25 protein-coding genes are annotated in these 23,450 nt (G+C 51.6%); 7 read left to right on the forward strand and 18 right to left on the reverse strand.

Annotated features, from left to right (window positions below; all coding sequences use genetic code 11):
* Positions 1-11: 11 nt before the first annotated feature.
* Positions 12-587 (reverse strand): DUF4136 domain-containing protein, encoded by a 576-nt coding sequence (locus IEY24_RS11615; RefSeq protein WP_188931839.1) that lies wholly within the window; start codon positions 585-587, stop codon positions 12-14.
* Positions 588-750: 163 nt separating this feature from the next.
* Here IEY24_RS11615 and IEY24_RS11620 point away from each other — a divergent pair, with 163 nt between their 5' ends.
* From IEY24_RS11620 to IEY24_RS11640, 5 genes are all read left to right on the forward strand, one after another.
* A complete protein-coding gene (locus IEY24_RS11620) occupies positions 751-1,596 on the forward strand; it encodes a universal stress protein (RefSeq protein WP_188931840.1) in 846 nt (281 codons plus the stop codon).
* Positions 1,597-1,782: 186 nt separating this feature from the next.
* The gene (locus IEY24_RS11625) at positions 1,783-4,308 is read left to right on the forward strand and encodes a cation-translocating P-type ATPase (protein ID WP_188931841.1); all 2,526 of its coding nucleotides are present in this window, start codon (positions 1,783-1,785) and stop codon (positions 4,306-4,308) included.
* Positions 4,309-4,417: 109 nt separating this feature from the next.
* A complete protein-coding gene (locus IEY24_RS11630; RefSeq protein WP_188931842.1) occupies positions 4,418-4,948 on the forward strand; it encodes a hypothetical protein in 531 nt (176 codons plus the stop codon).
* A complete protein-coding gene (gene scpC, locus IEY24_RS11635) occupies positions 4,926-6,437 on the forward strand; it encodes a succinyl-CoA:acetate CoA-transferase ScpC (protein ID WP_188931849.1) in 1,512 nt (503 codons plus the stop codon). The genes IEY24_RS11630 and scpC overlap by 23 nt, the downstream gene beginning before the upstream one ends.
* An 11-nt stretch (positions 6,438-6,448) precedes the next feature.
* Complete coding sequence (locus IEY24_RS11640) at positions 6,449-7,288, forward strand: universal stress protein (protein ID WP_188931851.1); 840 nt, start codon at positions 6,449-6,451, stop codon at positions 7,286-7,288.
* 71 nt (positions 7,289-7,359) lie between these two features.
* Here IEY24_RS11640 and IEY24_RS11645 read toward each other — a convergent pair whose 3' ends face one another.
* The 6 genes from IEY24_RS11645 to adhP form a co-directional block, all read right to left on the reverse strand.
* Positions 7,360-7,602 (reverse strand): hypothetical protein, encoded by a 243-nt coding sequence (locus tag IEY24_RS11645; RefSeq protein WP_188931853.1) that lies wholly within the window; start codon positions 7,600-7,602, stop codon positions 7,360-7,362.
* A gap of 11 nt (positions 7,603-7,613) precedes the next feature.
* Positions 7,614-8,435, reverse strand: a complete 822-nt coding sequence (locus tag IEY24_RS11650) for a universal stress protein (protein ID WP_188931855.1) — start codon at positions 8,433-8,435, stop codon at positions 7,614-7,616.
* A 3-nt stretch (positions 8,436-8,438) separates the two neighbouring features.
* Positions 8,439-8,675 carry a BON domain-containing protein gene (locus IEY24_RS11655; RefSeq protein ID WP_188931857.1) on the reverse strand — a complete coding sequence of 79 codons (237 nt, stop codon included), beginning with the start codon at positions 8,673-8,675 and terminating at the stop codon, positions 8,439-8,441.
* A gap of 30 nt (positions 8,676-8,705) precedes the next feature.
* On the reverse strand, positions 8,706-9,551 hold the full coding sequence (locus IEY24_RS11660; protein ID WP_188931859.1) for a universal stress protein: 846 nt from the start codon (positions 9,549-9,551) through the stop codon (positions 8,706-8,708).
* Between the two features lie 115 nt (positions 9,552-9,666).
* Entirely contained in the window at positions 9,667-12,183 is a 2,517-nt protein-coding gene (gene mgtA / locus IEY24_RS11665) for a magnesium-translocating P-type ATPase (protein WP_188931861.1), read from the reverse strand.
* Between the two features lie 31 nt (positions 12,184-12,214).
* Positions 12,215-13,240 (reverse strand): alcohol dehydrogenase AdhP, encoded by a 1,026-nt coding sequence (adhP, locus tag IEY24_RS11670; protein ID WP_188931863.1) that lies wholly within the window; start codon positions 13,238-13,240, stop codon positions 12,215-12,217.
* Positions 13,241-13,471: 231 nt separating this feature from the next.
* Between adhP and IEY24_RS11675 the strand changes: the two genes are divergently transcribed.
* On the forward strand, positions 13,472-14,314 hold the full coding sequence (locus IEY24_RS11675; protein ID WP_188931865.1) for a universal stress protein: 843 nt from the start codon (positions 13,472-13,474) through the stop codon (positions 14,312-14,314).
* Here the strand turns inward: IEY24_RS11675 and IEY24_RS11680 are convergent.
* From IEY24_RS11680 to IEY24_RS11720, 9 genes are read right to left on the reverse strand one after another with little or no spacing between them, the layout of a single operon-like run.
* Positions 14,308-14,994 (reverse strand): ABC transporter ATP-binding protein, encoded by a 687-nt coding sequence (locus IEY24_RS11680; RefSeq protein ID WP_188931867.1) that lies wholly within the window; start codon positions 14,992-14,994, stop codon positions 14,308-14,310. The two genes, IEY24_RS11675 and IEY24_RS11680, sit on opposite strands and share 7 nt — an antisense overlap.
* The gene (locus IEY24_RS11685; protein ID WP_188931869.1) at positions 14,991-16,253 is read right to left on the reverse strand and encodes an ABC transporter permease; all 1,263 of its coding nucleotides are present in this window, start codon (positions 16,251-16,253) and stop codon (positions 14,991-14,993) included. The genes IEY24_RS11680 and IEY24_RS11685 overlap by 4 nt, the downstream gene beginning before the upstream one ends.
* Complete coding sequence (locus tag IEY24_RS11690; protein ID WP_188931871.1) at positions 16,250-17,422, reverse strand: efflux RND transporter periplasmic adaptor subunit; 1,173 nt, start codon at positions 17,420-17,422, stop codon at positions 16,250-16,252. The genes IEY24_RS11685 and IEY24_RS11690 overlap by 4 nt, the downstream gene beginning before the upstream one ends.
* Entirely contained in the window at positions 17,373-18,122 is a 750-nt protein-coding gene (locus IEY24_RS11695; RefSeq protein ID WP_188931873.1) for an SDR family NAD(P)-dependent oxidoreductase, read from the reverse strand. The genes IEY24_RS11690 and IEY24_RS11695 overlap by 50 nt, the downstream gene beginning before the upstream one ends.
* A gap of 46 nt (positions 18,123-18,168) precedes the next feature.
* Positions 18,169-19,044 carry a DUF6920 family protein gene (locus IEY24_RS11700; RefSeq protein ID WP_188931875.1) on the reverse strand — a complete coding sequence of 292 codons (876 nt, stop codon included), beginning with the start codon at positions 19,042-19,044 and terminating at the stop codon, positions 18,169-18,171.
* 5 nt (positions 19,045-19,049) lie between these two features.
* The gene (locus IEY24_RS11705; protein ID WP_188931877.1) at positions 19,050-19,202 is read right to left on the reverse strand and encodes a hypothetical protein; all 153 of its coding nucleotides are present in this window, start codon (positions 19,200-19,202) and stop codon (positions 19,050-19,052) included.
* Positions 19,203-19,261: 59 nt separating this feature from the next.
* A complete protein-coding gene (locus tag IEY24_RS11710) occupies positions 19,262-20,140 on the reverse strand; it encodes a hypothetical protein (RefSeq protein WP_188931880.1) in 879 nt (292 codons plus the stop codon).
* Positions 20,141-20,180: 40 nt separating this feature from the next.
* On the reverse strand, positions 20,181-20,687 hold the full coding sequence (locus IEY24_RS11715) for a DinB family protein (protein ID WP_229221995.1): 507 nt from the start codon (positions 20,685-20,687) through the stop codon (positions 20,181-20,183).
* 36 nt (positions 20,688-20,723) lie between these two features.
* Positions 20,724-21,062, reverse strand: coding sequence for a hypothetical protein (locus IEY24_RS11720; protein ID WP_188931886.1), 339 nt, complete (start codon positions 21,060-21,062; stop codon positions 20,724-20,726).
* A 355-nt stretch (positions 21,063-21,417) separates the two neighbouring features.
* Here IEY24_RS11720 and IEY24_RS11725 point away from each other — a divergent pair, with 355 nt between their 5' ends.
* On the forward strand, positions 21,418-21,876 hold the full coding sequence (locus IEY24_RS11725; protein ID WP_188931889.1) for a 5-fold beta-flower protein: 459 nt from the start codon (positions 21,418-21,420) through the stop codon (positions 21,874-21,876).
* 1,055 nt (positions 21,877-22,931) lie between these two features.
* Here IEY24_RS11725 and IEY24_RS11730 read toward each other — a convergent pair.
* Complete coding sequence (locus IEY24_RS11730; RefSeq protein WP_229222004.1) at positions 22,932-23,132, reverse strand: alkylphosphonate utilization protein; 201 nt, start codon at positions 23,130-23,132, stop codon at positions 22,932-22,934.
* Positions 23,129-23,296: a hypothetical protein gene (locus IEY24_RS11735; protein ID WP_188931891.1), complete on the reverse strand. Its 168-nt coding sequence runs from the start codon at positions 23,294-23,296 to the stop codon at positions 23,129-23,131. Before IEY24_RS11735 ends, IEY24_RS11730 begins: the two co-directional genes overlap by 4 nt.
* Positions 23,297-23,450: the final 154 nt, after the last annotated feature.

Raw genomic sequence — 23,450 nt, forward strand, 5'->3', positions numbered from 1 at the left:
ACCGGCCTTTTTTAGTTTTCTAAGCGATCTTTTGTCGCCACTGAGTCGACTGGGTCGACATGCGATGGGAATGCATCGAGAATTTTTGCTGCGACCGACCGAATAACGACTTCGGGCTTTTTCCCGTCATCGAAAACCACTTCGATGGCCGCAACCGCCCAGCCCCGCCATATCAGCTTTCTGCTGTGTGAATGCCAGACATCGATAACCAATGTCGCCTCCCGGTATCGGAACAAGTTATCGCGCGGCATCATCCAATAATCACCGTACATGTACCCATATGGATCCGGCAACAGTATGGATAGTTCTTCCACGCGGATATCATAGCGTAGTGTCAGAGCGGCGGTATCCCGACCAGGCAGATATCCCTTCGCGATCAGCAGATCATTGACAGCCTGCTGGATTCTACCATCATTTAATTCATTGAAATACAACGGATTCGTTTTCCATACGAGGCTATCCGCCTTTGCCCATTGGAAAGTCTTGTATTGATGAACGGGATTGCTCTTGTCAACCTCATGGTAGACTCTAATCTCGGGGCTGCACCCGACGAGCATCATCCCCAATATAGCAAGCGCTGTCCGCATAGGTCCGTGGAAAAGTTGGTATGGACATAAAATTAAAGCAGACAAAACCTGGCAGACATGAGCAAAGTCAGTTCACCGGGCGCTATTGATCATCTTTCAGGATATTGTCAGTCAATAACTTGCAACTGGTTTAAATGACCATTTCAACCTAAGCGAGCTGTATATGAAAAAGATCCTTGTCCCTTTTGACTTCTCTGCGCTTTCCATGTCCGCCCTCCGGTTCGCTATCGAGCTGGCAGAAGCAGCGAATGGTGAGGTAACAGCGCTGCATGTGGTAAATATGACACCGCTTTACCTGGAAAGTCTGGACCCGAACGGGTATCCGATCGGCTCTGCTTCGATACTCTCCGAATTAAGTCGCGAGGCAACTGAGCATTTTGCGCGGGTAAGAGGTGAGCTGAAAACGCGCATAGAACCTGGCTTTCGTGTCGAACAGGGGCTGCTGCATCAGATAGTGATTAAGACCATACATGAAACAGAAGCTGATCTGGTGGTGATGGGGACAAACGGGAGCAACGGGATCGCTGAGGTGATGATGGGTTCAAATACCGAAAAAGTCGTCAGGACCGCCCCCGTACCCGTTATTTCCATCCATAAGGGCCAAAAAATCAGTCAGATACGCAATATAGTTTTCCCCACGACCTTCGATCTGCAGCAGCATCGCTTTATATGGCAGATCCGGGCATTGCAATCATTTTTTGGCGCACACCTTCACCTGCTTTACGTGAAGACACCCGATACCAAAGACACTGATAAAACACTGACTGGCATGCTCGGCGATCTGGCCGCATATTATGACCTTTCCGAATATAGCGTTCATGTTACCCATGCTTCCACCGAGGAAAAAGGCGTGCTAAAATTCGCCGCCCGCATGCCAGGCTCGATGATCGCCATGGCCACGCACGGCTACACAGGTTTGACCCACCTGATGCTGGGAAGTGTGGCAGAAAATGTCATCAACCACACCAACGAGGCTGTCTGGACCTACAAACTTTCCGAGCATGCGTGAATGCAAAGTCGAATGCATAACTAATCTAAACTAAAACGAAAAGTGCCGTCGGTAATCCCGGCGGCACTTACTTTTAGCTGGAAACCTTACTTGATTGCTACTTGCCGTGCAGCTTCCGATAAACTGATTATAATCAGTAAAATAGAATCGAATTTCGGCAACCTTTATGACTTAATGTAATGGCCTGTGAAAGATCACCTGAAATACAGTGGCCTTACCTCTGACCAGGTAGAAGCCTCCCGCAAGCAGCATGGGCAGAACATGCTCAAAAAACAAAAGTCGTCCGGACTATGGTTTATCCTGAAAGCGGCAGCGGCTGAACCGATGCTGATGCTGCTGGTTGCTGCGGCGGTAATCTATTTTTTAATGGGCTCGACCCAAGAGGCGGTCATCATGCTGGTGGCAATCGGGCTGGTGGCAACGATCTCAATCATTCAGGAGAGCAGGACCCGCCGCGCATTGGTCAGTCTGGAAAACTTCACCAGCCCGGCATACCGCGTTCTTCGTGACCGGGTCTGGACCTTGCTTAAAAGTGAGGCATTGGTGGTGGGCGACACCGTTGAGCTCGGCGAAGGAACCCTCGTGCCGGCAGATGCGATCGTATTGTCGGCTGACGATTTCTCGGTCAATGAATCAATCCTGACCGGTGAATCCATGCCGGTCTACAAACTCGCGGGTAGCCCTCCCGACCCGCTATTTGCCGGAACGCAAGTCACTTCGGGCCAGGCTGTCTGCCGCATTACAGCGGTTGGCGGCGCTACCCGACTTGCCCGGATCGGCAGCAGCATTGCTTCCATTCCGGCTGCAAAATCAGTTTTACAAGTCCAGATCCGGCGCCTTGTCAGGGACATGGCCATCATCGGGGCGATTATATTCGTAGCCGTCTGGGCGATCCGGTTTGCGCGGTCGGGCGATCTGCCGGGAAGCCTTTTGGGCGCATTGACGCTGGCGATGAGCATTCTGCCCGAAGAGATCCCGGTTGCTTTCACCACCTTCATGGCGCTGGGCGCTTACCGGCTGATGAAAGAGGGCATTGTTGTCAAGCAGATGCAAACCGTGGAAGCGCTTGGTAGCGCGACTGTGATCTGTACTGACAAAACCGGAACACTTACCGAAAACAAAATGTCGCTTTGCGGGATGTTCGTGCTCGACGGGCGGGAGCTTGTTACAGACTTTTCCTCCCTTTCCGCGGGTGCCACTCAGCTACTCTACCATGCGGCGCTGGCCAGTGAAATAAGCCCGTTTGATCCCATGGAAGCAGAACTGCACCGCGTCTTTGGAAAGACCTCCCCTACCGGGCTGCCTGCATACGACGGGCTAACGATGCTGCTAGGCTACCCGCTGGAAGGCAAACCGCCGATGATGACCCATGTCTGGCAAGGCAAAGAAAATCAGCGTATCATCGCCGTCAAGGGCGCGCCGGAAGCCTTGATGAATGTGTGTGCGCTTTCTGCCAAAGACCGCGCTGCTTTGCTGGATGCCACTGGCAGCTTTACATCCAAAGGTTTTCGGGTGCTGGCCGTGGGAAAATCAGACTTCCAAGGCACGGATTTCCCCGAAAGCCAGCAAAACCTCCCGTTTCAACCCCTAGGCCTGGTTGCATTCTATGATCCTCCCAAAGCCGGGATAAAACAGGTCCTGGAAGCATTCTATCAAGCCGGCGTGCAAGTCAAAATCCTGACGGGGGATAACCCGGTAACGACCGCCTACATTGCCCGGCAAATTGGCTTGCGAGACGGTGAGCACATCGCGACAGGTGAGCAGATTATGGCCCTGGACGAACAGGCGTTACTGAAAGAGGTCGGCAGGATCACCGTGTTTGCCAGGATGTTCCCCGAGGCCAAATTAAGCGTGATCCGGGCTTTAAAAGCGCAAGGTGAGATCGTTGCGATGACCGGCGACGGTGTCAATGACGGCCCGGCCTTAAAAGCAGCGGACATCGGGATTGCCATGGGACGGAAAGGCACCGAGATCGCCCGGCAGGCTTCGGCCTTAATCCTGCTCAATGACGATCTGGGAGGAATGGTCACCGCCATCGAAAGCGGCAGGCGCATTTACGTCAATCTTCGCAATGCTATCCGGTACATCGTGGCGATACACACGCCACTGATTCTGCTTGTATTTCTACCTCTGGCGCTGAACTGGACCTATCCGGTCATCTTCGATCCGGTACACATCATATTTTTTGAGCTGATTATGGGCCCTACCTGCTCGATCGTCTACGAGAATGAGCCGGCCCGGGCGGGCCTTTTGAAGGAGAAACCCCGCCCGGCCACAAGCAGGCTTTTCGGTTTGCGCGAGCTGGCATTCAGCATCTTGCAGGGAGTTGTCATCGCGGCCGCCCTGATACTGATTTACCAAATCGCGTTAAGTGGCGGCCAGACGGAGGATGCCACCCGCGCCATGATTTTCATCGGGCTGATCTCGGCCAACATTGCCTTAACGACAACAAACCGCTCCTATCAGGGCAGCCTTGGTGAATCTCTCAAACCGGGCAACAAGCTGATATTTTATACGCTTGCTATCAACATCTGTTTAACCGTTCTGATATTTCTGATCCCGGCTGTTTCGGGCCTGTTCCGGCTTTCAATGCCTGATACGGGAAAAGTACTTTTCAGTATCGGATGCGGTATGGCCTCTGTTCTATGGTTTGGAATCTATAAACTGCTCATGGGCACTCTGAGAAAACCCGCTACGGCCAGCGCTTGCTAAAACCTGACGCAGATCATATTCCCAGATAAGCCCTGTCAAGTTTTTTAAGACCACATAACGCTTATTTTGAGGTAGTTAAATAAACCCAACCACCTTAACAGCCAGCACGATGGACTCACTCAAATTCTTTGACACGGTCTCCTGGATCTTCTACCTGAGCTGCAACGCGTTAGCCATCTTCATGATCTGGATTAGCAGAACCCGGCCGCCGCTGGCGCGCATGATCCTGCTGCTGCTTTTCTTGTTCGCTGCGGGGTTCAACGCCTACACCGCTCTGAATGCACCATGGAACTACCAGGATTTTGCCGATAGCGCTACGCCGTTCTACAAGCGGTTTATACTCGGCGCTTTCATTCCCATCATTACGCCGATGGTTCTCACCATAGCAGTATGCCAATTGCTAATTGCGCTAGCCATGACCACCAGGGGACAGTTATTTCAAGTGGGCTGCTGGGCGGGAATTATCTTCTTGATCGCTATTGCCCCTTTGGGACTGTACGCAGCCTTTCCAATGCCCTTGCTGCTCGCGTGGGCCATGCTACGCCTGTTGAGAACTGACAGCGGCCATGCCATCCTCTTTGAAGATCCGAAATCCGTCAAATTAAAAAACAAACACCATGCCCGACACATCCCGAATTAAACATACATCTCTGGCTTCCAAAATTATGCCTGCCCGGCAGGCCGCCGCGCTCATCGGTGATGGAATGGTCATTGGCGCCAGCGGGTTTACGCGCTCAGGAGACAGCAAAGCGGTACTGGCCGCGCTGGCCGAAAAGGCTGAACACGACCACACCCGCATTACGCTCATGACCGGGGCTTCGCTGGGCCATGGGACCGACGGCGCGCTGGCCACAGCTGGCGCAGTCCACACGCGGCTGCCATTCCAGTCCGATCCTGTGATGCGGACGATCATCAATGAGGGTAAACTCTCCTATATCGATGAAAATCTGAGCGAAACAGCGGCCCATATCCGCAACGGTTTTTTACCGCCGATTGACATTGCCATCATTGAGGCAGCAGCGATCGAAGCCGATGGCAGTATTGTACCCACCACTTCGCTGGGTAATTCGGCGATCTTTGTCCAGCAAGCCGGTCAGGTAATTATCGAGATCAATCAGGCGGTACCTGTTGGGATCCGGGGCATACACGATGTATTTCTGCCTGAGGATCCCACCGGCAGGGCTATTCTGCCGATTACCGAGGTATGGCAGCGCATAGGGCAGCAGGTCATTGCCTGCGATCCATCCAAGATTGCAGCCATCGTGTTTACCAACCAGAAGGACAGCCCTGCCGAAACCGCGGCTGGCAATGCTGTCGCCGAGGCCATTGCAGGGCATTTGCTGCATTTCTTTGAGCAGGAAATAGCTGCCGGGCGCCTGACACGCTCGCTGAGGCCCATGCAGGCGGGGATCGGCAAAATCGCCGATGCCGTACTGAGCGGGCTTGCAGGAGGCGACTTTGAGCATCTGACCATATACTCGGAGGTATTGCAAGACAGCACATTCAAGCTCATTGAGAGCGGGAAGATGGATTTTGCATCCGGAAGCTCGATGACCTTGTCCGAAGCCTGTTACCAGCGCGTGTTCGCCGATTTCGAGCGTTATCGTCACAAAATCCTGCTTCGCCCGCAAGACATTACCAATGCCGCCGAGATAATCCAGCGGCTGGGCATTATCGCCATTAATACAGCCCTTGAATGCGATATTTATGGCAATGTCAATTCTTCGCATATCTCCGGTAGTCACATTGTCAACGGCATCGGCGGTTCTGCCGATTTTGCCCAGAACAGCTACCTGAGCATTTTTGTAACCGAGTCGGTGACCAAAGGCTGCAAAATATCGCGCATAGTACCCATGGTTACGCACGTCGACCATTCCGAGCACGACGTGGATGTGATCGTTACCGAACAAGGACTTGCCGATCTGAGAGGACTAGCGCCAAGGCAAAAAGCAGAGGCTATTCTCAGAAATTGTGTCCATCCTGATTACTATCAGGAGCTCTCCGACTATTTCCTGCGTGCCTGCCGACGCGGGGGCCATACTCCGCACCTTCTCGAAGAAGCCTTCCAACTACATGCCAACCTGGCCGCAACCGGCTCAATGAAAGCCCGTATTCTACAATCCATATAATAGCATTCACTATGAAAAACATTCGCTTGGTGATCGACGCCGGTCACCTCAATACCCATCACGTACAGTTCGCCTGCTATCTGGCCTCGCTGACCCGGTCAAGGCTCACAGGAATCTTTCTGCAAAATGCGCCCTACGAACAAGTCCCTGAGATGAAAGTAGCATTAGGGACTGCTTTTGTAGAGACACTGACACTGAGCGACCTACCCGATTTCGCAGAAAAACAGGCACTGCTCCGCGAAAACGAAAGTACTTTCCGCGCGATCTGTGAACGGCAGGGTGTACACGTAAGCGTGCATGAGAACCCGCACGAACCGCTTGAACAGATTCTTGCCGAAAGCCGCTACGCGGATCTGATGATTATCGGCAGCGATCTGGCTTTCGAACCCTGGGATGAGAAAAAACCCAGCGCGTTTCTCAAAGATGTGCTATGCGCCATCGAATGCCCCGTGATGATAGCGCCCGATCTATTCGAAGGGATCGAAGAGATCGTATTTGCCTACGACGGCAATGCCGCGGCCGTTCATTCCATCAAGCAGTTTTCTTATCTTTTCCCCGAGCTGGAAGATTGCCGGCTGACAATCGTGCAGGTAGTGAATGAAGGCGCGCAGGAAGACCCTAACGAGGGGAAACTGGCCAGGCTTGTCAGCGCACACTACTCCAACGCGCATTTCAAAAAACTTTATGGTCAGCCCAATTCGGAGCTTTTCGCCTTTTTAATGAATAAGAAGAAGACGCTGGTTGTCATGGGTTCTTATGGCCGCAGCACGTTTTCAAGAATGCTCACACCGAGCACTGCCGATCCGCTGATCCGCAATCTGAACCTGCCGGTCTTCATTGCGCACCCATAACCTCGGTTTTGAAACAGAAGACAATAAAGAAGGGCTGCGATAACAGCCCTTCTTTATTGCTACATGTATCCTTATGCAATCTCAAACCAGCCTTCGCTGCAAAACCGCTCGCGCCCGACAGACCAGCTTAATCGGGCGAGCCAGAAGCCTTTTGCAAATTGACGCGTTGAAATGCTTACGCGGGGACCATTGCCCGGCGCAAGGGGAACAGTAAGCCCGTCGTCAGCCGACTGCCGGGTAAATGTGACTTCCGCTTTTAGAAAATACAAGGGAAGTACGAAAGTAACTTTTTCTTGATCTGCTTGGTAGGTCATAGTAGTAAGGTTTAAAATGATACCGATACCTGCCGGTGGCTAAGCTGGAAGGTAAGGACTGGTATTTTGGCATGATTGACGATATCGGCCGCAACGCTGGGCCGGAACATGTGTGCCGGATCCGGGCTCCCCGATGTTCCCAGCGCAATCAGGTCCGCACCGGCCTGCGTGGCATATCTGAGGATACCCCCGGCAACCGATTCGTTAAAAATCACCGAGCTGGTGCAATGCCCAAGCCTTAGATGCCGGCTGTATTCTCCCAGCAACTTCATGGCGGCCCGCTCGCTTCCAGCAGGGCTTGTTTGCACATGCAAGAGATGATACCGCCCGTTAAACAAACCTGGTATCTTCCTCATGCAAGCGCGCAGTTCGACAGGATCGCGATCGATATCGATGGGAAGGACAATATCCCGCAATCCGGTAAGGTGCGGGCGCTGTGGAATGGCAAGGACGGGAACAGGAGACACGCGAACGATTCTCTCGGCATGCGATCCCAGAAAAACTCCCTCCCATCCCCTGGCCCCTCTGGTACCTGCAATAACCAGGTCAATACCATGAATTGCGAGCGCTTCCAGGACGACATTGACAAACCGGCCTTTTGCCTGCAAGTTCCGGACGTTGATATCGGGGGAAAAAACTTTAACCCATTCTGCTAACAGGCGTTCATCCATCATCTCGCGCGCGCCGGCCTGCATAGGATCTTCGACGGTAAGAATGAATACTTCAACAGGCATTCGCCAATCGAGTGTCGCGCAAGCTTCCAGCGCTTGCTTGCACGCCAGCGAATAGTCGCAGGGAATCAAGATACGGAATCTGTCAGTAGAATGTCTCATGGGTCAATGACTTACCAGGCGTGGATAGGTCAGATTATTGGTGATCCGGCAAACGCCGGCAACGTTTTCAATCCGGGATTGGACCAGGTCGCGGTCGGTCTCAAAGTCCACGTGCCCGTCCAGAAATACCCAGCCGTCGTAAACGCTCACATGAATGTCATGCTCATCAATGCGGACATCTCGGTGAAGAATGCTGTTGATCTGCTCAGCGATAGCAAGATCGGGGATACAGGTTGTCATAATAGATCAGGCTATTGGGTTAATACTAACTTATTGCATTACATAGGTCCAGACAGGTTCTGCCAGATGGTTGACTACATCTTCGGCGAGACTCCCTTCGGTAATATGTGCCAGCCCCTTGTGACCGTGCGTACCCATGGCTATGATTGAATTGGGGATACGGCGGGCATATTTAAGGATACCTTCCTGGATATTGAGGCCCCTGCTGACATGGATGGTGTAGTCCTTCAATCCATAAAACAGGGCATAGTCTTCTAACTTACGTTCAGCCTCCTCATCGGATTCCAGTGTAAACGGAAACCCGTTCACATATAGCAAATGCACTACTGCTCCGAATAATGTTTGAAGTGACTTGACCTGTTCGACCAGCGGCTTCTGGTCAAGCTCCATGTTGGTCGGAAACACGATATTTTTGATCCATTCCAGATGCAGCGGGCCATGTACGGCCATAACCGGCACGGGGGAGGCCCGGACGATCTTTTCGGTATGCGAACCGATGAAGAATTCTTTGAACCCCGAAGCACCGTCAGTGCCCATGATGACCAGGTCGATCTTCTCTCTTGTGATCACGTCACAAATGACATCGTTTACGTATCCGGTTTCCAGCAGCAGCTCTACCGAGCCTGAAGGGCGACCGGTTTTAATTTTCATCTTTTCAAACTCTTTTTCACTGTAAGCGATCCACTCGTCGATCATCGGTATCGGGTCGATCGCCATGTAAGGCTGCCCCGGCATCCCGTTTGCGAAAACATGAGGGACCTGCATTACTTTTAGTACAAAAACATGACCGTTACAAGCGGCCGCCATTTCAACTGCAAACTGAAAGGCATGCTTTGCCGCTGCCGAAAAATCACAGGGAACAAGTATTCGTTTCATAGGCTTGATGTTAAAGGTTTGACCGCACTACCCTGTATGGTTATACGCCAGCCAGAAATTAGCCTTCGGCCGTTGGCGCACCGATGACACCACGCACCGCAGAATATGACATTGCTCAGCGTTGGCCGGCCTTTCTGCCGGCTCGAAAAAACCGCACTTTGAGCATATCGGCAGTGACGATGTAGAAAATCAGAATGCCGCCGATCCATGACGTTTCTTTGAGAGAAATTTCAGTAAAACCCAACTGGCTTGCCACTGGTGATACCGGAAGCAAAATCGTGACCAGTAATGCGATGACTGTAAGCCAAAGCAAAGGATTGGCTGGCCTGCTGCTCAGAAATGGCTGGCGTGTCCTGACCACCAGCAGAATCAACAGCTCTGTGACCACTGATTCTATAAACCAGCCCGTACGAAAAGCTGCTCCCGACAGGTGCAGTTTAAAATACAGGATGTAAAAAGTCAGAAAATCGAAGAATGAACTGTGAAGCCCGAAGACGACCATGAAGCGCCGGATCAGGCTCATGCTCCATTTCCCCGATCGTCTTGTCTGCTGCGAATCTACCTGGTCGGAGGCGATGGCCAGAGCAGGAAGGTCGGTAATGAAGTTGGTAAGCAGTATCTGTTTGGGCAGCATCGGAAGAAATGGCAACAACAACGAAGCACCCGCTACACTGAACATATTACCGAAAGTAGCGCCGGTCGTAATGAAAATATACTTCATCGAATTAACGAAAGACTTTCTGCCTTCCATGATACCATCGGCCAGCACGGAAAGGTCTTTTTCCATTAAAACGAAGTCGGCAGCCTGTTTGGCCACGTCGACCGCATTGTGTGTCGAAATACCCGCATCGGCCGCATTAATTGCCGCCACATCATTGATCCCGTCGCCGATATAGGCCGTTACCGCCCCCTGTTGCCGGAGCGCTTTGACCACCCTGACTTTCTGATGCGGCTCTATCTCTGCATAGACGGCTATCCCCATCGCGCGCTGGTGAAATGCCTCCGGGGAGAGCTCATCGAGCTCGGGGCCCGTCAGGACGCAGCCGGCTGCAACGCCGAGTTTTTGGGCAATGTGCATGGCGGCAAAACGATTATCACCCGTAATAATTTTCACTTCCACGCCCAATGCGCGCAGCTTTTGAATCGAGGCCAGGCTCGACGGCTTTAACGGGTCTTCAAGCAGCAAATACCCTGCAAATGACATTTCATCTTCGTCGGCCCTTGTGATATGGTCAAGCGGAGTCTGTTTGACTGCAATGCCTAACACCCGGTAACCTTGCTCGCAATAGGTCTGGTATTGACTCAGCAGCGACAGGCGGTGCGCTTCGTCCAGGGGTACATAAACCCCTTTATCAACCTCCAGACGTGAACATACTTCGAGGATACATTCGAGGGCGCCCTTGCTGATCATGAGGTTGCCATTCTGACCTTCCGCTAACACCGTCACCCGCTTTCTGATAAAATCGTATGGAACTTCATTGAGCCGCCGGTAGCCGTCCATGCCCAGTGCCAAATCGGCCAATGCCTGATCGATCGGGTTGGCAAAGCCCTGCTGCATGACGGCATTCAGATAAGCATACAGGCGAAGATGCTGCCGGGAATTCCCCGCCCCGTCGACCGCATCGCAAACCCGGACACTGCCCTCGGTGATGGTTCCGGTTTTATCGGTGCAGAGCACAGTCACTTCACCCAGATTGAAAATCGAAGAGAGCTTTTTGACGATCACCTTGCGCTCCATCATACGCGCGGCAGCTGTGGACATGGCCACCGTCATGATAGCAGGAAGCAGCTCGGGCGCCATCCCCACAGCCAAAGCCAGCGAGAAAAGCACCGAATCGATCAGCGGCTTTCCAAAATAAATATTGACCGCAAGTATCACCAGCGTCAAAACGGTGGTGATCTGCAAGAGAAAGTAGCCAAAACCACGAATTCCACGCTCAAAGGCTGTTTCGGAAGTTTCCGAAAGACTTTCCCGGAGTTTACCGAAAACGGTATCCGCGCCGGTGCGGACCACAAGCGCCTTGCCGGTCCCGCTGATCACATTGGTGCCTTGCCAAAGGCAATTGAAGCTCTCTGAAAGCGCGGTTTGTCTACTGATTTGTCCCGACATCTTTTCTACGGGAAAACTTTCCCCGGTCAGGCTGCTTTCGTTGACATGCAGTTCATTGCTATCGATGATCCGGCAGTCTGCGGGGATAATATCGCCGGCTTTCAGCAGAACCAAATCACCTGGGACCACATCCTGTGCATCGACAACCTGCTGGGTGTTGCCACGAAGCACGGTACTTTTTTGCGAAATCAGTTTTTGCAGCTTTTCGACGGCCTTACCTGCCTTGTAATCCTGCCAGAAGCTCAAAAGCCCGCTTGCCAGGATAATGCAGCCGATAATAAACGTATCGTAAACTTCCCCCAAAAAGGCGGACAAAACGACTGCGACCACCAATAGCAGCACCAGCGGGCTTCTGAATTGGTTAGCCATGATTGCCAATATCTTTCGCAGCCCGCTATCTGAGCGGCCTTTACCAGCGCGGCTGCGTTGCAGTCTCAGCGCAGCCTGCTCACGGTCAAGACCGCTTCCATCTGTTGCCAGGGCCTGATATAGCGCTGTTAGGGGCGGCTCCCCAAGCTGCATTTGTAAAATTGGTTCAGCAGGCGCCATACCACTATATGCTCATCACGACCCGACCTTCGATACGGCCCGCCTTCATATCGTCAAATATACTGTTGATGTCTTCGAGTCGCGCCGTGTGAACGGTTGCTTTCACCTTTCCGTCGAGGGCGAAGCCGACTGCTTCCTGCATATCCTTGCGCGTACCCACGATAGAGCCGCGGATGGTGTGCCGGTTAAGCACAGTCTGAAAAATGGGCAGATCGAAACTGCCGGGAGGCAGCCCGGTCAAGGCCATTGTGCCTTTTTTGCGGAGCGCGGAGATCCCTTGCTGAAAAGCCACGGGTGAAACCGCGGTAACCAGCACGCCATGCATCCCCCCGGTCTCCTTTTTCAGAAAATCGCCCGGATCATTCACAGTAGCATTTACGGTCAGATCAGCCCCAAGGCGCTTTGCCAGATCCAGCTTGTCCTCGCTCACATCGATGGCCGCTACGTGCATACCCATTGCTTTCGCATATTGTACGGCCAGGTGGCCAAGACCCCCGATGCCTGAAATGGCCACCCACTCCCCTGCCTTGGTATCAGTTTCCTTCAGGCCTTTGTAGACGGTCACGCCAGCGCATAAGATGGGCGCCATGCCGATCATATCTACTGATGCCGGCAAGTGCGCCACATAGCGCGCGTCGGCCAGCACGTATTCCGCGTAACTACCATCGACGCTATACCCTCCGTTCTGCTGGGCATCGCAGAGCGTTTCCCAGCCGGTAATGCAATACTCGCAGCAACCGCACGCGCTGTACAGCCAGGGCACCCCCACAATGTCGCCTTCTTTAACGCCAGTCACCTCAGGTCCCACCGCGGCTACATAGCCGATACCTTCATGGCCCGGGATGAGCGGTAATTGCGGTTTTACCGGCCAGTCGCCATCTGTTGCGTGAAGGTCTGTATGGCAAACGCCGCTGGCGACAACTTTGACTAAAACCTGATTATTGCCAGGGCGGCGCACGGCAACTTCCTGGATCCTGAGCGGCTGGCCGAACTGGTGGACAACCGCTGCTTTCATCGTTTGAGGTAACATAATTTTTAGTTTTCAAGTGGAATCTGCTGGTAAAGTTGGTTATTAAAAGCCCAGGTGATCATGACGGTTGTCAGTTTCAAAAATGACGGTAATGGCCCAAATCAATTATTTCCACTTCAAAACTTTAGTCAGAAAGCTGCATGACATAAATCATAAATGTATCCGGCAAGCAGCCGGAAATTTGAGCCTGCAGAACCACGATGGTCTGCCACATATACACTTGAAGAGCTCATGAAAAAAATCCTCGTACCCATCGATTTTTCAGAGAATGCCCACAAAGCGCTTTCTTTCGCCATTCGTATCGCAGACAAAACCAAGGCACGCCTGCTGATTCTTTATGTGTATCACCCCTATGTAAATGACATTGCTTTGCCGGAGTATATCGGCTCATTGGAAATTTACCGCGAGCTGGAAGAGTCATACCGCGAAAAACTCGACGAAGCCGTGGCGTTCGCTCGCCGGCAGGGAGTCCATGCGGAAGGTGTCTGGGAAACCGGCGGAACCCAGCCCGCGATCCTTGATCAAGCCCGAAGCAATCAAATCGATCTGATCGTGATGGGAAGAACAGGGCAAGGCGGCTTGCTGGACAAATTACTGGGTAGTAACAGCGCAGCCATCGCCTCAGATGCCGACTGTGCCGTGCTGATCATTCCGCCAATGGCTGTGGAGGCTGATTTTAAAAATATTGTCTATGCCACCCAACTGGAATTCGGCGAAAAACCGGTGCTCGCCCAAGCCATCGGACTCGCCCGGCAGCTGAAAGCACACATTACATTTCTAAAAATCAATTCCGACCAGCAGCTCAATATTCAGTCTGATACCCAATACATGCGGGAAATAAAGGAGTATTTTGGAATTCCACCCGAAGATATTGTTGTCCGCGACGCAGATAGCGTCCTGGAAGGTCTTCAAGCATACTGTCACCAGGCACATGCCGATCTGTTGATCCTTTGCAGGCGCGACAAGAATTTACTGCAACTGCTGCTGAATGGCCGGGGCCTTACCCGGAAGCTGGCGCTTGCGACTGATATTCCGCTGCTGGTATGCCATTTAAAAGAAAATGGTAGTCAGTAAAGTGGCTCAAGAATCCTTCCGTCCTCCATCTGAATAGTTCGCCCGGTCCTGCGGGCGAACTGCTGATCGTGGGTTACAATCAGCAGCGTCTGGCCCTGCTGCTGGGCCAGTTCGAGGAAAATCTCGAAAACAATTTCGCTATTGCGCTTGTCCAGATTGCCTGTCGGCTCGTCGCCCATGATGATCAGCGGATCGTTGATCATCGCCCGAGCGATGGCCACCCTTTGCTTTTGGCCGCCTGAAAGCTGATTGGGTTTCTTTTGCGCGTGCTCGGCCATGTCCAGTGCTACAAGTTTCTCATAGGCGCGCTGCCGGATCTCATCAGCCTCCCACCGGCCCAGTCTGAGCGCGGGCAACATGACATTTTGCAAGACAGAAAATTCATTGAGCAGATAATGGAATTGAAATACAAACCCTATCTTTTCATTGCGGATCCGGGCAACCTGCGGCTCACTTTTGCCCTTCATGCAAACACCGTCGATGTAAAGCTCTCCATCGTAGTCCGTATCCATAGTCGATAAAATGTAAAGCAGCGTGGATTTGCCACAGCCGGATTTGCCTGTTACCGACACAAATTCTCCCCTGGACAGCTGTAAATTGATGTCACTTAATACCGTTACATCAACCGGGTCACGAAACGACTTGCTAATGTGGCTGGTCTGCAAGATGAGCTCTTTCATTTTCCTCTGATGATAATAACCGGGTCGATCCGGCTGGCTTTTCGTGCGGGAAAATAGCCCGCAAAAAATGTAGTAGCGGCAGAAAAACCGAATCCTATCAGGTAAAAAACAGGATCGTAGTTAACAGGGTATGTCTTTATCGTTGGCAGTGAGGACGTCTCAAAAGGAACCTGGTCGATGAGCAACGAGGCACCAAAGCCGAGCAGCAGGCCGATCAATCCTCCCAAAATACCAATGCCAGCGGCAATGCCGGTGAAGATGAATTTAACGTCCCATCCTGAAAAGCCTGTCGCTTTCAGGATGGCGATGGAATCCATTTTTTCATAGATCATCATATTTAAAATGTTGTATATCCCAAAACCGGCCACGACCAGCAATGTAATGCCGACCGAATAGGAGATGAGGCTGCGGATGAAGCTGCCGGTTTCATATTGGGCGTTCTCGGTTTGAACATCGATGGCATCTACGCTGAAACGCTTGCTGAACTGACCGGCCAGCAGCGGCGCATTGCCGATGTCGCGCAACTTGACCTGGATATCGGTCATATAATTGGAAGGTTTTCCAAGCAGCTTTTGCGCGGTCGCCATTGAAACATAGCTGTTCACCTGGTCAATTTCCCTCAGGCCCGACTGAAAATAACCGACCACCTTCAGCGGCATCATTGCGCCTGTGATGGTGGTCACGTAGATCACCTCTCCGGGCGCGGCCATCATTTTATCGGCGATGTCCTTCCCAAGGATAATGCCGCCCGAGACCCTGTCCAGATCGCTGGCATCGCCCAGGGTGACATAGTCCTGAAATAGAAAAAGCCGTTTCTCCTGCTGGGGCTGTATCCCGTTAATGATCCCATTGATCCTGACAGCTCCGAGATTATAAAAAACCTGCGTAACGAGTTTGGGCGCCACGCCCAGTACCATCGGATCTTTTTGCAGGGCTTTGATAATAGCGCGGCTGTTTCGAATTTCGGGCCGCTCCGCTTTCGGCTTGACCGATCTGACAAAATGGTGGGAAGCCCCTTTGAAGTTAGCCGACAGGGCGACCGGCTGGACCGGTGAGGTCTTAATATCGTTGTAGAGCCTGACATGTGGCGTCCGGTTAATGATCAGCCCGTCTAAAAGCTGGTTGAGCCCGGACATAAAGCTTAGTAAAGCGATGAACATAGTGATGCTGAACGTAACGCCTATCGCAGCGACAAGCGTCTGCTTCCACCTGGCTAGCAGCAGCGCGCGGGATATCTGAATGAGCAATGCGTATTTCACTGTTCGGGCTGGATTATTTCGTCTCTTGCCGATAACCCTGACAGTATCTCGACCATTTCCAGATCACGCAGCCCTGGACGGACGCGGATCCGGTCGCCATTTTTACGCAACACGGTCGAATCGTCGACCATAAAGCGCCTGGGAATCAGCAAGGCATTTTTCTTATAGGCACAGACAATATTGGCTTCCAATGTCAGGTTCGGGTAAAGTCCCGGCGGGGGGTGTTTAAGCCGGGCCTGCACGGTAAAGGTCCTGGTCTGCGTGTTCATAATAGGATGAATTTCTTCTACAATGCCTTCAAAGACCTGACCCTGGTAACTATCCATTGTTACAAGGAGCTGTGCTCCAATACGAATCCTGGAAATATCGTATTCATCCACCTGCAATTCCAGCAGGTATTTAGTAGTATTTCCAAGGATTGCAAGGATGGTCTGCGGCGCGACACTTTCGCCTTTCTCACGCAATAAATCAAAAACTACACCATCGAGCTGGCTGACGATACTGAACTGCTCCTGCTGAGCGCGTGAGATTGCCCAGTTTAGCCGCGACTGCTTTTCATCCAGCGCCAGTTGCCTACGCAGGTCCGTCAGCTGCCTTAGCGAAGACTTGCATGCGGCAGCGGAAGCATCGTATTGCAACTGACGCTGCTCAACCTGCACCAAAGTGCCGATTTTCTGCTGCCAAAGCCGCTGCTGCCGGGCGAGCAGTAAGGAATCATTGCTAAACTTGTCGGCAGCCAGCTCCACATTGCGCTGCATTTCCTGCAAACGGTCCAGGTTGGCTGGCAGCGATGCATATTCGGCAGCCAGCAGCGCCCGCTCGCTGGCCAGCTTCTGCTGATCGCTCATGATAGTCAGCAACGTCTGCCCTCTGCTGACCTGCTGGCCCTCTCTGACATAGACGCTGTCGATAATGCCGGAAACCGCGGCAAAAGCCTGATACTGCCCTTTACTTTTAACAATACCGGAAGCATAAACAGATTCTGTGATGGCACCCTGGACCGGCCGGATCGGCTTCGACCGCTGCTGGCAACCGAAAATCATCCAGAAGCAAAGCACAACCACGCTTCGGAACACGGCTGGAATGCCGGTTAGCATTACACCGGTAGCGGGTGCCCTTTTATTGCGCCAGGTAACCACCGTCGACCGGGTAATAGGCGCCTGTGACAAATGAAGCCTTCGGACTGCTAAGCCACAGCACCAGTTCGGCCACTTCCTCCGGCTCGCCCATTCGCCCGATCGGATGCCGGCCGACCAGCCATTGCATTGTCTGTTCGTCCAGGTCTTTCAGCAGCGGCGTTTTGATAAATGCAGGGCCGACTGCATTAGCCCTTATTCCTTTCTGACCATATTCGAGGGCGATATTTTTGGTTAGCCCGACCAGGCCGTGCTTGGCGGCCACATACGCCGGACTGTTGGCAAAGCCGACGCTGCCCAAAATGGAGGCCATATTCACAATCGCTCCCCCACCCGAATTCAGCATGGCCGGAATCTGGTAGCGCACACCGTAGAATACGCCCGAAAGGTTTACAGCGATCACTTTGTCCCAGGCCTCGACCGGGTACATGCCCGTTGGCGCCATTGCGCCGCCTATCCCTGCATTATTACACGCAATGTGCAGTGCACCATATTTGTCAATGGTCGCCCAGACGAGCGCCTCATTATCCTGCGGCGATGAGACGTCACATTTGACAAAAAAGCCCTCGCCTCCCTGGTTAGTAATCAGACGAACGGTATGACGGCCTGAATCTTCGTCCATATCCGAAACAACAACTTTTGCTCCCTCCTGCGCGTAGGTGAGCGCAACACTGCGCCCGATACCCGAGCCTGCGCCAGTAACGATGGCGACCTTATCTTGTAAGATTTTCATGGTCCTCAGATTAATATTTAGTTCAAAATGATTCTTGTGACGCCATTTACAATGCCCGATTGTATTCGATCTCAGTGATCACGAAGCGTGCATAGGGGGAATAGCCTTCCGGCAAATCCCAGGCCGCTTCCAATACGGTCGGAATGCGGATACCGTCGCGAAGCTGATATTCGCTCAGGCGCGCAACCCATTTCTGTCTGGGCCCTTCACCCATATTTCTCATTGCTGTCATCTGTTCGATTTCATGGGCAGCATTAAACTTTACCATCAGGCTGATCAGCATACCCTGATAGCTATATTCCAGCCTGGCCGATTGGTCGTCTACCGGGTACCATTGCAGGTCCTTGGATGGCAGCAGGTTTGTCGGAAAACAAACGCTTTCGCCAAGCCAACGCATGAGCTCCCCCCGGTTGAATTGCGGCCCGTGGCTGTCCTGTATTTGAAAAAGAGAAAACAGGTGCACCACAAGCCGCCCTTTACCATCCACGAACATATCGCGTGCTGTGAAGGTGGGCGTCTTCCCTTTCCAGATAAATCCGGGGCGGTGAGCCGTAAAATATTCCTCTCCTGAAATTGCCACCCAGCCCTTTTTAAGCTCTGTTTTAAAGAGCCCGGTGTGCAGCAGGTGCACACTCGAAATATAGGACTGCCCGGGCCTGAGCACATGCGTGAAATACTGTTGCACTGGCTGCGGTAGCCCTTCCAGCTGCCGGTAGCTAAATTTACGGCCGGAAACATCCGAGCCGTTCGCCAGCAATCTGGCCACGTCCCCGCTGAACCGCAAATACAGGTTCAAGCGGCCACATAAGAAAACCAAGATCAGTAAAGTGATCAGGCCCAATGCCCATTTGGTCGCAGTAGTAACGTTACCGTCCCCGCTAACTGGCCGCTCCTTTTTGGAAAGTGGTCTAATTGTGTCCATAACAGCTAGCGCTTAAAACGGCCCGCGTTGGATTTGATCTTTGACATAAACGCGTGGAAATCCTGTGGGGAATGGGCTGCAGGCAAATGGCGTCCGGTCTGATCCGGCCGGATCACCCACGCAAACGCTTTAACCAGCGAATGGTAAATGCTATTCATAGCTCGTTTATTTTTAGGTTTAAAAATGAAACCAAATCTTACCGCTCACCTATATACGATCAATATGTTTCATACTCGAACAGCAAAGTTTCCGAGAGCACAGCTGGCAGATCCAGCATCGGCTTGACAAGTGTCGCCCTGCTTTCCGGTAGCCCAAGTGCATTGTATTGATAGCGATAAAGCGTCTGGGTATATCCCTTGATATTGGAAGAGGTAGGATTGTTCCGGCTCAGGTGGAGGAAGTTGTCGACGCCCCCGCAATAAGTATAGTGAGAGAAATTTCCACTGGTGGGTGCGGCAATCCCGACCGGGGCGGGAATTAAAGAAATACCATAAAACGGGTTAGGATGATCATCGTAAACAAAGTCCGTTGTTGACACTGATGTAGCTGGCACCCCCTTTTCGATTGTGGTGGTGGCAATCAACCGGCTTAAATTCCCACTGCTGAAAGTATATTGGTTCTGCTGCAGGTATGAAATAGCGCTGTAAAAATGAAATGATCGTGTGGTTTCTGTCAGATTTCCAGCGCCGTCGTAGGCGGGCACCAGATCGTAATAGTCATGGTCGCCTCCCGTGTATCTTATCGAAGAAATCTTTCCCGCCCCGTCATAGGTATACACATAACGCTCCGAGCCGCCAGTGCTAAGCGTCCTTTTCATCTGGGCCAGCCTGCCCTGATTATCGTACTGGAAGTTGCTGGTCTGAGTAGGTGAATGTGCACTGTCGGCAGTCTGGTAGCTGTAAACAGAGTCGAGTCTGCCCTGCCAGTCATAACCGAGTATGCTGACAACACTGTACCCATGCTGATACGGCAAGCTCCTGGTGAGCTTTTTGATGCGCAGCCGCTCCGTACCCGGCTCCTGGTGGTCTGTGCAGGCAACCAGTGATACGCATATCACCCAAACAGATAGCGAGGAAAATTTAAAAAGTGCTTTCATGAATTTTAGGGGTTAAAGGTCGTTGTCCGGAGCGGTACTGCTACGCCCCGGAATTGACTTTCGTTTCCGAGGCCACCGATGGCTGGGCAACAGCATATTTGAGAATCACGGCCATTTGACCACCATGATGAGCGGTATGCGAGATGATCCTGCCCAGCGATTCGGCCAATGTCTTTTTCCCAAATTCCCGCGTTTCAATTTCACGTTGCCAGTCCTGCTCACCCTGTCTGGAAATAACAGCTTCAAGTGCCTGGCCTGACCGGTGCAGAAAAGACAACAGCTCTTCCAGATCCGTCCATTCTCCGGTATCGTGCTGCGCTATAAGGGTTTTGGCCTTTACCTGGATAGGCTCACCAAAGACGTTCTTTGCAAAAAGCATTTCCACCTCGCCGATATGCCTGAGCAGAAAACCCACGCTATTTTGCGTACCGGGCAACCTTTTTGTCAAATCTTCTTCTGTCAACGCCGGCAGTTGATCCGAAAATCGTGTGCGGGCCTGGCGCCATAATGCCAAAAGTGTCTGAGTAGTAGTAAAGCAAGCCATCATATATTTCGAAGTAAGTGTTTGAAGTAAATCTAAAGGTCAGTCGCGAAACATTACAGGCGCCTCTCTGACAAATAGCGCCGCCAGGATCACCACCACGATCATAGCATTAAGTATCGTCCCAAAACGGGCCTGCTCCCAGGCCGATGCGATGAGCACCTGCGAACTGACAACGGCCAGAAGTGCTACCCAGGCCCAGTGCTTTTCATGCAAGATCAATAGCAGCGAGGTGAGCCCAAACAGGGCCGAACAGGCTGCCCAATAAATTCCGGGGGCTTTGTCCATCGCCATTACACGGCCAGCGACCGGGGTAAAGAAGCCTGCCAGATGAATAGCTCCATGAAGCATCAAAAGAGCGAAAAGCAGATAGCGTAGCATGTTTTCGTGTGGTTGTTACTACACAAAGTTGCTCGTTATCAGACTGTCAAATTATGACCCTAGTCATATACAAACCAATTGGTTATCAACCTGTATCCTGGTAAAACAGCAAACCATGACGCATCCTAATGCGCTGTTAGCCGGCCGGTATAACTTCTTAGGATATCCAGCTATTTCCTGCATAGCACTTCTACTGTCGTTTTAGCGGTCAATGCGGGATTGTTGAAAGTAAAATAGGCGCTTTGCTTTTGAATCAAGTTGTGACCAGGGTCATCTTTGATCATGCCCCAAATCAGACCTTCAACCCCGGTGCCAAGTTATCTTTGATCGCCAATAACAAAACCGATCAATGAAAATGAAAAATCTAACAATGATTGCCACCATGTTACTGATGGTGTTGACTGCGCCCGGAACGTACGCTCAGAACTACAAACAACCAGTCCCATCCATTGATGCAAATGGAAAAGTGATCGATGCAAAAGGGAAGCACATCGGCTGGGTAACCAGCGAGGGGATTATTAAGAATGCCGCCGGAAAAAAAATCGCCCACATTGACGATCAGGGTAATGCAGTTGATGCCGCAACGGGAAAAAAACTGGGAAAGGCATCGAAAAACGGTACATATCTGTATCATGTCCAAAGCGGTGCCAGTGACAGTCTAACTGTAACTGTCCCCATGAACGGGATTTGTGAAGTCAAAGATCAACACGGCAAAACGCTTCTTCTGGTCCATGAAAACTACAAGCAGTACGGTGCTTGCGCCATGCATTGTCTAAAGCTGAAAAATGAGCATAAGGATATGAAAATGAAATGAGACAGGAATTACTGCAGACGTACATCCAGCTTAGGTCTCTGGTCATTTTATGCTCTGATTGTTTGAATTAAAATCTTGCCCCGATCGGCAATTTGAACGGGCGAGAAAATCCCTGGCAGCAAAGAAAGAGTCCCTAAGAGCTGGCATGCGCTTAGCTTGTAGCGCCAGTGACTTGATTCGATTTCTTTGGTATTTGATCGGAAAGCCAGCAGGCCCAGTTTGTGGGCGAACTAATCACCGTTATGGGAAGCCTTGATATATCTACCACAACCGTTGCTAACCACGTGTTGGACGCTGTCAAAGAAGTTTCCTTTGAAAGAAGCACGAGGCTGAGCAAGGTAAAAAATGGCTCCGCTGGTCTGGGAAGGTATCCAAGAACCCGATATGCGCGCGGGCAGCGACAGCTATTTCAATGATTCTAACACCTTCAAGAATAGTGAACTTGCGAGTTGATGCTGTGTTGCACAAAGACCGCAAGGATCTCCGGTATGCTGTTCGTTTTATTGACAGCGTGAAACGAATCCATTTGATCGCACATCCGTTTGGCCAGAACCTCTGGGAAAAGTGCCCGATATAGCTGCTTTTTTTGTTCCAGGGTCATCTTGTAGGTGACTTAATGATTTTTAGTTATACCTGCTCGCTCTTCTTTACAATTATAACCAGGTCCACAGGACCCGGCCATAATGCTTCGAACTATCCTATGAGCAATTTCACCTCGATATTCTTTCGTGTCTCTTAATTTGGACTTTGGGAAGGCGTAAGTCAGGACGGGTCATGACACGCCCAACAGCCAGTTTGTTTACACTTCTTTCCAGCAGCTGTAACATTTTACCGATCAGGAGCCAGTGGCCAGGGAGCTGACCCTGAGGGGCCAGCAAAGGGTCTACTTTTTTACCGGTGTCAAGCGAAAACTAAAAAGAGCAGCAATAGGAACACAAGGATAAATAAATAGTAGAGCCCATCGACAAAGGGGTATTTTTGACGATCAAGTTGTTTGAAAAGCTGATTTAGTTTTTGGATCATTGCCACTTGTCGGGTAAAAATTAAGATTCTCTTTAAGCTTGTTTGCGGAGATATTTGGTCAAAATCACGATCAGCTGACCATCTATCTTGCCTTCAATTTGCTCTGCATTGTCTTCGACGACCCGGATGTTCTTCACGACGGTGCCCATTCTGGCGTTCAGCGAACTGCCCCTCACGGCCAGCGACCGGGTGAGTACGACCGTATCCCCGGTTTTTAAGATGTTGCAGTTCACATGCGTTGGAAGCTGGTCCACAGCGCGCCAATGTAGAATCCGGGCTCGATCTTGAAGTCCTGCCCGCAGACCGAACAGAAGTCGGGCATCTTAAGGCTATCTCTGAATGCATAGGGATTTTTCTTTACGAAAACATGGCCTTTCCGGCAGCGGGGGCACTTCATCACCAGGATGCTATTAATTAAGAGAGTGGGACTGCTCTTTAAAGACTGTTCCACTTTGCCATTCTCTTTCTTACTATCTTTCATTAAGCGGATTCAATGTTGTTTTAAGATTATCTGTTTCTGACCAGTCTGTTTTATGAGCGTAACCGAATTA

The organism is Dyadobacter endophyticus (assembly GCF_014641595.1).
Classification (GTDB): Bacteria; Bacteroidota; Bacteroidia; order Cytophagales; family Spirosomataceae; genus Dyadobacter; species Dyadobacter endophyticus.